Source organism: Mycobacterium sp. NGS45 (assembly GCF_059812645.1).
The window spans coordinates 103,950-113,145 of sequence record NZ_JCALDB010000016.1 but is presented as its reverse complement, the minus strand read 5'-3'; the positions used below and the strand labels follow the sequence as shown (position 1 = coordinate 113,145).

The window sequence follows — 9,196 nt, the reverse complement described above, 5'->3', positions numbered from 1 at the left end:
CTCTCCGGTGCCCATGTACTTGGACAGTTGGTGGTGCAGGTTGACGGTGCTGCGTTCGCGGTACGGGTTGGGCTTGGTGCCGGGGAAGCCCGCCGACTTCATGCCCTGTTGCACCGCGGCCATGTTGGAGAAGTCCTGCGGCAGCACCGAGCGCCAGTTCGGGCTGTCCGGCGGGGTGTATTCCCAAACCGTCTCGGGCTCTTCACCCTTCGGGTACAGCTCGAAGACCGACACCTCGAAAATGCACTTGTCCGGGTTGTAGCCCGGATCGGGACGCGCCGAGTAGCACAGCGCGCTGGTCAAGCCCTGACCGATCTGGAAGTTCGGGAAGATCTGCCAGGCGGTGCCGCTCTGGCCCAGGATCTCCGGCGGGATGGTCGGCCAGATCACGCCGCGTTTGGCGTCATCGGCGCGCGCCGAGGCCAGCCAGTGCTCGAGCACCTTGTCGGCCGGCGTGCCCTCGGGCAGTTCGTCGACCAGTCGCAGCGCAGCGTTGACCAGCGTCTGCGTGGTGGTCGCGTTGGTCTCCTCCATGGTGTACACCTGCATCTCGGCGGTCGAGATGCGCGGATCGCCGGTGCCCAGGCGGATCTTGGACTGGGTCTCCTCCATGTCCTTGGGGGCGTCGTAGCCGATGTTGGAGTGCTTGCCTTGGGCCTTGGCCCAGCCCTTGAACTCGCCGAACTGGTTGAACTCCGGGTGCGTGGTGTAGACGTGGTAGGTCTCGTTGAACGCCTCGAGGGCGACCTTCCAGTTGCAGTCGAAGTGCAGCCATTTGCGCCACTTGCAGCGCATGTTCTCCAGCCCGAACGGATCCAGGATCTTGGCGGCCGGGAACAGGTAGTCGGCCAACGACTCGGACTCCGGGTCCATGTTGATCCACAGCCAGCCGCCCCAGGTGTCCACCTTGACCGGGGCCAGGTGCGTGTTGGCCGGGGTCAGCGCGCCCTTCCAGTCGTCCTGCTCGCGGATGTGCGTGCAGGCGCCGTCCAAACCGTAAGTCCAGCCGTGGAATCCGCACACGAAGGACTTGCGGGCCCGGCCCAGCGCATTCTTGGCCCCCGGCGGGGTGTCGATCAACTTGCGGCCGCGGTGCATGCACACGTTGTGATGCGCGGTGAAGCTCTCGCCCGACGTACCGTCGGCGGTGCGCACCACGATGATCGAGTCGTCGAGGACCTCGTAGGTGATGTAGCTGCCGATCTCGGGGAGTTCCTCGATGCGGCCCACCTGCAGCCATACCTTGCGCCACAGCCGATCTCGTTCGGCGCGTGCGTATTCCGGCGAGATGTAGGCATCCACCGGGATGGTCATCGGCTCGGCCAGCGGCTCGGCGGCGTCGATCAGATCATCGAGTGCGCGGTCGGTGTCGGTCATGTGATCCTCCGTTCGGTCACGGGGCCTCCCAGCTGGTGATGGCAGCACGGAAGGACTCGTCCTTCAGGAACAGCGATGTGTTGTCGGCACCCAGGTGCGTCCACCGCAAGTTCAATCCCCCGTCGACCAGCAGCGTTTGGCCGGTGACGTAACTCGACAGCTCCGAAAGCAGGAAGACGATGGCACCGGCCTGCTCGGCGGGCCGGCCGCGGCGGCCCATCGCGATGGCGCGCCGGTCCCGGTCCGGATCCTCGTCGACATAGGTTCCCGACGCCGGCGTCTCGGTCACCCCGGGTGCGACGGCGTTGACCCGGATGCCGGCCGCGGCCAGTTCGACGGCCATGGTGCGGGTGGCCGCGACGACGGCGGCCTTGGCGGTGCCGTAGCCGATGTGCAGGGGCGCGGTGTTCATCCCGCTGATCGAGGACACCGACACGATCGAGCCCGGCAGTTCGCGTTCGCGCAGTTCGGCGGCCACCGCCTGGCTCATGAAGAACATGGTCTCCAGGTTCTGGGTGAACAGCGCCCGCCAGTCGGCGCGCGACACCCGGGTGCATGGCATCCAGGTATCCGGTGCGGCGCCGCCGGCGATGTTGACCAGACCGTAGAGTTCGCCGTCGGCCGCGCGGGCGGCCGCCAGCGCAGTGGCGACGCCGTCGTCGGTCGAGGCGTCCGCCGCCACCGGGGTGATCGGCAAACCCGCAGCCAGCAACGGCCCGATGTGCCGATCGAGGTTCTCCGCGGACCGGCTCACCGCGATCACCCGCGCTCCGGCCCGGGCCACCTGCTCGGTCACCGTGGTGCCGATGCCGCCGCCGCCGGCGCCGGACACGATCACCACGCGGCCGGCCAAACCCAACAGATCCTGGTCCACGTTGACTAGTACTCCCCGCGCCGGAAGTTAATTGTCCGGACAAGAAATGACTGTGCACTCATCGGAGAACATCCTTCTCCACTGAGAGCTGCCACGTCAAGGCCGAGATTCGAAACTGTCGCTCACTATTGTCTGGACCAATTCGGATTGATAGTGTCCGGTTTCGTGACCGCCGGATCCAAGACCCGTTATGCCGCAGCACAGCCGCCAACCGCAGCCTCCGGTTGGAGTTTGCAGCGCCTGACCCCGCCCAGCCGGGTGTTCGGTGCCAATGGTCTGCGCACCGGACCGGACGGGCGGGTCTACATCGCCCAGGTCACCGGCAGTCAGATCAGCGCGCTGGACCCCGGCACCGGCGAGGTCGAGACGATCAGCCCCAAGGGTGGCGGCATCGTCGCACCCGATGACGTGGCCTTCGACGACGCCGGCCGGCTGATCGCCACCGAGGTGATGAACGGCCGGGTCAGCGTGCTGGAGAACGGCCAGTCCCGCGTGCTGCGCGACGACGTGCCCTCGGCCAACGGCATCACCACGCACAACGGTCGACTGTTCATCGGGGAATGCCGCGCCGGCGGTCGATTGCTCGAATTGAGCCTCGACGGCGCCGCGCCCCGGGTGATCCTGGAGAACCTGCCGTCGCCCAACGCCATGGAGTTCGGCCCCGACGGGCTGCTGTACTTCCCGGTGATGGATGCCAACGAGATCTGGCGCATCGACGTCGACGGTGGCGGGGAACCGCAGCGGGTGGCCGCCGGCCTCGGGGTGCCGGACTCGGTCAAGTTCGACGCCGACGGGTTCATCGTCTCCACCCAGGTGTTCAGCGGTCAGGTGCTGCGCATCGACCCGCGCACCGGCGACCAGCAGGTGTTGGCGCAACTGTCCCCCGGCCTGGACAACTGCACCTTCGCCGGCGGGCGGCTCTACGTCTCCAACTTCACCGGCGAGATCACCGAGATCGCCCCCGACGGCAGCACCCGCGCGGCGCTGCCCGGCGGGCTGAACTGGCCGCTGGATCTCGCGGTGGGCGCCGACGGTTCGCTCTACATCGCCGACGGCACCTTCTTCTACCGGTTGGCCGCCGACGGCAGCCGAGAGATCGCCGGCATGCTGTTCACCCCCGGCTACCCGGGCTTCCTGCGCGGCCTGACACCGTCCGGCCCGGGAGAGTTCGTGGTCACCACGGCCAACGGCGACGTCGCGCGGTACCGGCCGGCGAGTAGCGAAACCGAGGTGCTGGCAAGCGGATTGGACCAGCTCTACGGTGTGGCGCTGGCGCCCGACGGCGCCGCCGTCGTCGCCGAGCAGGGCACCGGACGGGTGCTGGCCATCCGGGCCGGCGGCACCGAGGTGCTCGCCGGCGACCTGCAGCTGCCGGTCGGGGTGGCGCTGGACAGCGACGGCGCGGTGCTGGTGGCCGAGTCCGGCGCGGGCCGGGTGCTGCGCATCTCCGGCGGGACGGCCGAAACGCTGGTCCACGGGCTGGGGCAACCGCAGGGGCTGCTGGTGCGCGCGGGCCGACTCTTCATCGTCGACGCGGGCGCCAAGTCGGTGGTCGAAGTCGATCTGTCCGACGGCACCCGGCGCACCATTGCCTCCGACTTGCCGGTCGGTCCGCCGGCCGGCGTGACGCCCAAACCGCTGCTGGGCATGCCGCCGTTCTCCGGACCGCAGGGCCCGTTCGCCGGGATCGCCGCGGGCGCCGACGGCACCCTCTACATCTCCGCCGACGCCGACGGCTCCGTGTTGGCGTTGCGTCCGACCGCCTGATCGCCATGACCGAAGTCCGGGCCGCCGACCCCCGATATCTGCAGGTCGCCCGCGCGCTGCGGCAGGACATCGTCGACGGCGTCTATCCGGTGGGTGCCCAGCTGCCCACCGAACATGAACTGTGCGAACGGTTCTCGGTCAGCCGCTACACCGTGCGGGAAGCGCTGCGCCGGCTGCGCGAGGACAACTTGATCTCGTCGCGCCCGAGGGCCGGCACCCTGGTGGTCCCGCGCACCTCCACCAGTTCCTACGCGCAGGACGTGATGTCGATCGACGATCTGATGGCGTTTGCCACCGGAGCCCAGTTCGTCATCGGCGCCAACAAGATGCTCACCGTCGACGCCGCGCTGGCCGAGCGCACCGGCTTGCCGGTGGGTGAGGAATGGCTGGCCGTCGGCGGATACCGCCAGGTCGAGGGTGCACCCAACCCGGTGTGTTTCACCGAGTACTACATCAACCGGGCCTTCGCTTCCGTGGGCCGAATCCTGCACCGGCACAACGGACCGGTGTTCCCGCTGATCGAGGACATGTTCGGGCGCAGCATCGTGGAAGTGCACCAGGAGATCACCGCGGTGCTGATGCGCACCGACCTGGCCGCGCGCCTGGACGTCGATCCGGGCACCGCCGCGCTGGAAGTGCGACGCACCTACACCACCTCGGACGGCGAGACCGCGCAGGTCACGATCAACACCCATCCGGCGTCGCGGTACCGCTATTCGATGACCCTGCGCCGGGTGAAGGGCTGATACCGCTGATGCCACCGAGCGCTGATCTGTCCACCGCGGCCCGCGCGGACGGCCTGTGGGTCGACACCACGCTGGCTGATGCGTTGCGTGAAGCCGCTGCTACCGAACCGGGTCGGGTGCTGCTGATCGACGGCGACACCCACCTCGACGCCGCCGCACTGCACCAGCAGGCCGGCACCATGGCGCAGGCCCTGCTGGCCCGGATGCCGGTCGGCAGCGTGGTGTCATTCATGTTGCCGAATTGGCATGAGGCTGCGGTGATTTACCTGGGTGCCACGCTGGCCGGGATGGTGGTCAACCCGATCCTGCCCTCGCTGCGCGATCGGGAGCTGGAGTTCATCCTCGACGACGTGGACAGCCGGATGATCTTCATCCCGCAGCAGTTCCGCGGCCACGACTACGCCGAGATGTTGACCCGGGTGACCGGCCGGCTGACCGATCCACCGGAGGTGGTGGTGGTCCGCGGTGACCAACACACCCCGTACCCGCGCCTGCTGGCCGATGCCTCACCGGCACCACTACCGGACCTCGACGCCGACGCGGTCCGGATGATCATGTACACCTCGGGCACCACCGGTCGCGCCAAAGGCGTTTTGCACAGCCATAATTCGTTGCACGCGCTGATCCGCCAGATCGGCCGGCACTGGCGCGTCGAGGCCGGTGACCGGTTCCTGGTGCCCTCGCCGATCGCACACATCGGCGGCTCGATCTACGCCTTCGAATGCCCGCTTCTGCTCGGCAGCACCGCGACGTTGATGGAGCACTGGGACGCCGAGGCCGCAGTCGCGTTGATGAGAGATCAGCGCTGCACCCACATGGCCGGTGCCACACCGTTTCTCACCAACCTGCTGGCCGCCGCCGAAGCGGCCGGTACCCGGCTGCCGGATCTGAAGGTGTTCATCTGCGGCGGCGCCTCGGTGCCCCCGTCGTTGATCCGCGCTGCCACCGAGTACTTCGCATCGGCTGTGGTGTCCCGGGTGTACGGGTCCACCGAAGTGCCGGTGACCACCGTGGGCTCCACCGCTGCCGGCGACGTCGCGCATGCCGCCGAGACCGACGGCCGGCCCGGGATCGCCGAGATCAGGTTGGTCGACGGCGAGATCCGGGCGCGCGGGCCGCAGATGATGCTGGGCTATCTGCACGACGCCGACACCGCTGCGGGGATCGACGACGACGGCTTCTTCCGCACCGGCGATCTGGGCGCCTGGGTCGACGGTGACTATTTGGTGGTCACCGGGCGGTCCAAGGATCTGATCATCCGCAACGGCGAGAACATCGCCCCCAAGGAGATCGAGGACCTGCTGGTCACCGAGCCGGCCATCGCCGAGATCGCGGTGGTGGGCCTACCGGATGACCGCACCGGCGAACGCGCCTGCGCGGTGATCGTGGTCGCCGACGGGCACCCTCCGCCGACCGTGCCGGATCTGCGCGCTGCGCTGGGCCGGCACGGCGTGGCGAAGTTCAAAGTTCCCGAACAGGTGGAGATTTGGGATGGCCTCCCGAAGAATGATGCCGGCAAGGTACTCAAGCATCAGATCCGGGCGACCCTGATGGAGAGGCAAGCATGCAGGTAGCGGTGGTCACTGGGGCCAGCAGCGGGATCGGCTTCGGGTGCGCGGTCAAGCTCGCCGAGGCTGGGATGGCGGTGCTGGGCACCGGCCGCGACGAAACGCGGTTGGCCGAGTTGACCGCAGCGGTGACCGCGGCCACCGGCGATCCGCAGCGGGTCGCCACCGTGGCGGTCGACCTGACCGCCGACGACGGTCCAGCCCGGGTGGTCGACGCCACCGTCGAACGCTGGGGCCACATCGACTTCCTGATCAACAACGCCGGTGTCGGCAGCCCCAAGCCGCTGCATGAAACCGATGACGAAACCCTGGACTATTTCTTGGGTTTGATGCTGCGGGCGCCGTTCCGGTTGGCCCGTGACGTGCTGCCACACATGGGCACCGGATCGGCGATCATCAACATCACGTCCACGTTCGCGGTGGTCGGCGGGCTGCGCGGTGGTGCCTACTCGGCGGCCAAGGGCGGGCTCACGGCGTTGACCACCCACATCGCGGCTCAGTATGGGCCGCAAGGGATCCGGTGCAATGCGGTGGCGCCGGGGGTAACGGTCACCCCGATGGTCGAGCACCGGTTGGAAGATCCGGGTTTCCGCAAGATGCAGACCGAGATGACGCCGCACACCCGGCTGGGCCAGATCGACGACATCGCCAGCACGGTGGCGTTCCTGTGCTCGCCCGGCGGCAGTTTCATCAACGGCCAGACCATCGTCGTCGACGGTGGCTGGAGCTCGACGAAGTACCTGTCGGAGTTCGCGATGTCAGCAGAATGGGTGGCTCGGTGAACATCTTCACCGTGCTCGAGCAGGCCGCCGCCCGGTTTCCGGACCGCGGTGCGGTGTACGTCGGTCAGCGCCAAGTGGCGACCTGGTCCCAGCTGCGTGAGCGCGCGCTGCGCCTGGGTGCCTCGATCCGCCGGTCCTACGGCACCGGCGCGCGGATCGCCGTGGCCAGCGCGAACCGGGCCGAGATCATCGAGACGATGTTCGGTATCTGGGCTGCCGGCTGTGTGTTCGTCCCGCTGAACTTCAAGCTGCACCCCCGCGAAATGGCGGACATCCTCGATGATTCCGGCGTTTCCGAGGTGTTCGCGTCTGCCAAGATCGCCGCGGGACTGACACCGCTGATCTCGGTCGGGGTGACCACGTTCGAATCCAACTCTTATGCCGTGCGGTTCGAAACCGAACCCGCCGGCCCGCTGGACGTCGAGTCGAGCGAGCTGGCCTGGTTGTTCTACACCAGCGGCACCACCGGGCGCTCCAAGGGCGCGATGCTCTCGCACCGCAACCTGATGGCGATGACCGTTGCCCACCTGGCCGATTTCGACGATCCCGACCAGGATTGCGCGCTGCTGCACGGCGCGCCGATGTCGCACGGTTCCGGCCTGTACATCCCGCCGTACGTGCTGCGCGCGGCCCGGCAGGTGATTCCGCAGTCCAACGGATTCGATGCCGAGGAGTTCCTCGATCTGTGCGAACATCACCCGGGCAGCAGCGCGTTCCTGGCACCCACCATGGTGCAGAGATTGGTGGCCACCGGGCGTCGTAAGCCGGCCAACCTGAAGACCATCGTCTACGGCGGCGGCCCGATGTACGTCGAAAGCCTGCGGGCCGCGTTGGCGGTGTTCGGTCCGGTGCTGGTGCAGCTCTACGGACAAGGCGAGGCGCCGATGACGATCACCGGGCTGCGGCGCACGGACCATGTGGACGCCGACGAGGCGGTGCTGGGATCGGTCGGCTATCCGCGCTCCGGCGTGGAGGTGGCGGTGTGGCGTCCGGACGGCACCATCGCCGGGGTCAACGAAATCGGGGAAATCGTCTGCCGCGGAGACGTCGTCATGTCCGGCTACTGGAACAATCCCGAGGCCACCGCGACCACGCTGGCCGACGGATGGCTACATACCGGCGACCTGGGTTCGTTCGACGAACGCGGCTTTCTGACGCTGCGGGACCGCTCCAAGGACGTGGTGATCAGCGGGGGGTCCAACATCTATCCGCGTGAGGTCGAAGAGATTCTGATGCACCATCCCGGTGTCGTCGAGGCCTGCGTGGTCGGCGCGCCGGATCCCGAATGGGGCGAGGTGGTGGTGGCTTTCGTGGTGGGCACGGCGACCCCGGCCGAACTGGATGCGCACCTGCTGGACCGGATAGCGCGGTTCAAACGCCCGAAACGGTACGTGTTCGTCGACGAGCTGCCCAAGAGCAGCTACGGCAAGGTACTCAAGCGGGAACTGCGCGCCCAGTTGAGCTGAGGCTAAATGGTGTTTCGATTGCCGCTCTTTCGTCTCCGTCCCGCTCACGCGGCCGCGTGAGAGGGACGGAGACCGAAGAGCGAAAGGGGCCGTCACGGCGTCAGATGCACACCTTCCAGGCGCCACCTTCCCGCACATAGTCGAACTCGGCGTCGTCGGGAGCGGACTCATTGGCCGCCGCCGCGGTGACCTCGGCTGTGGCGGTATCACCTTCGACGGCAATAGCTTTCACCGTCACGGTGAGCTCACCGTTGCGCCTGGCCAGCGCCTGCAGTCCCGCCGCGGAGCGGTCGCCGCGGTCGATCTCACAGACCACTGCATCCAGCGCTTCCGTATCGGCGGCGTTCAGCGCGTCGACGTATGCGGCGGTCACCGCCCGGATCTGATCTTCGTCGGACTCAGCACCGGACGACATGGTGGTGGCCGCGACCACCCCCGCCACCGCCAGTAGCAATACCGCGACGCCGCCGACTATCCACGCGGTGCGGGCTGAGCGCCGTGGGGCGGCCGGTGGACCGGGCTGCGCCGCTTCGGACTGCGCCGGGTTCGTCGGCTCGGGCTGATTCGGATCGTCAGGTTGCATGGGTGGACCCTACCCACGTCCGCCACCCCGCGG

8 protein-coding genes are annotated in these 9,196 nt (G+C 68.0%); 5 read left to right on the top strand and 3 right to left on the bottom strand.

Annotated elements, in window-relative coordinates; translation table 11 throughout:
- Both AC5Y3P_RS15900 and AC5Y3P_RS15895 read right to left on the bottom strand, forming a co-directional pair.
- On the bottom strand, window positions 1–1,377 hold a 1,377-nt coding region (locus AC5Y3P_RS15900; RefSeq protein ID WP_500046881.1), incomplete at its 3' end, for an aromatic ring-hydroxylating oxygenase subunit alpha.
- Between the two features lie 16 nt (window positions 1,378–1,393).
- A complete protein-coding gene (locus AC5Y3P_RS15895; RefSeq protein ID WP_500046880.1) occupies window positions 1,394–2,251 on the bottom strand; it encodes an SDR family NAD(P)-dependent oxidoreductase in 858 nt (285 codons plus the stop codon).
- A 165-nt stretch (window positions 2,252–2,416) separates the two neighbouring features.
- Here AC5Y3P_RS15895 and AC5Y3P_RS15890 point away from each other — a divergent pair, with 165 nt between their 5' ends.
- Genes AC5Y3P_RS15890 through AC5Y3P_RS15870 form a run of 5 tightly spaced genes read left to right on the top strand, consistent with a single transcriptional unit; the run spans window position 2,417 to window position 8,580 of the window.
- Window positions 2,417–4,018: an SMP-30/gluconolactonase/LRE family protein gene (locus AC5Y3P_RS15890; protein WP_500046879.1), complete on the top strand. Its 1,602-nt coding sequence runs from the start codon at window positions 2,417–2,419 to the stop codon at window positions 4,016–4,018.
- Window positions 4,019–4,023: 5 nt separating this feature from the next.
- Window positions 4,024–4,764, top strand: a complete 741-nt coding sequence (locus AC5Y3P_RS15885) for a GntR family transcriptional regulator (protein ID WP_500046878.1) — start codon at window positions 4,024–4,026, stop codon at window positions 4,762–4,764.
- Window positions 4,765–4,772: 8 nt separating this feature from the next.
- A complete protein-coding gene (locus tag AC5Y3P_RS15880) occupies window positions 4,773–6,338 on the top strand; it encodes an AMP-binding protein (RefSeq protein ID WP_500046877.1) in 1,566 nt (521 codons plus the stop codon).
- A complete protein-coding gene (locus AC5Y3P_RS15875; RefSeq protein ID WP_500046876.1) occupies window positions 6,329–7,114 on the top strand; it encodes an SDR family NAD(P)-dependent oxidoreductase in 786 nt (261 codons plus the stop codon). The genes AC5Y3P_RS15880 and AC5Y3P_RS15875 overlap by 10 nt, the downstream gene beginning before the upstream one ends.
- A complete protein-coding gene (locus AC5Y3P_RS15870) occupies window positions 7,099–8,580 on the top strand; it encodes an acyl-CoA synthetase (RefSeq protein WP_500046875.1) in 1,482 nt (493 codons plus the stop codon). The genes AC5Y3P_RS15875 and AC5Y3P_RS15870 overlap by 16 nt, the downstream gene beginning before the upstream one ends.
- A 100-nt stretch (window positions 8,581–8,680) precedes the next feature.
- Here AC5Y3P_RS15870 and AC5Y3P_RS15865 read toward each other — a convergent pair whose 3' ends face one another.
- Window positions 8,681–9,163: an Rv0361 family membrane protein gene (locus AC5Y3P_RS15865; protein WP_500046874.1), complete on the bottom strand. Its 483-nt coding sequence runs from the start codon at window positions 9,161–9,163 to the stop codon at window positions 8,681–8,683.
- Window positions 9,164–9,196: the final 33 nt, after the last annotated feature.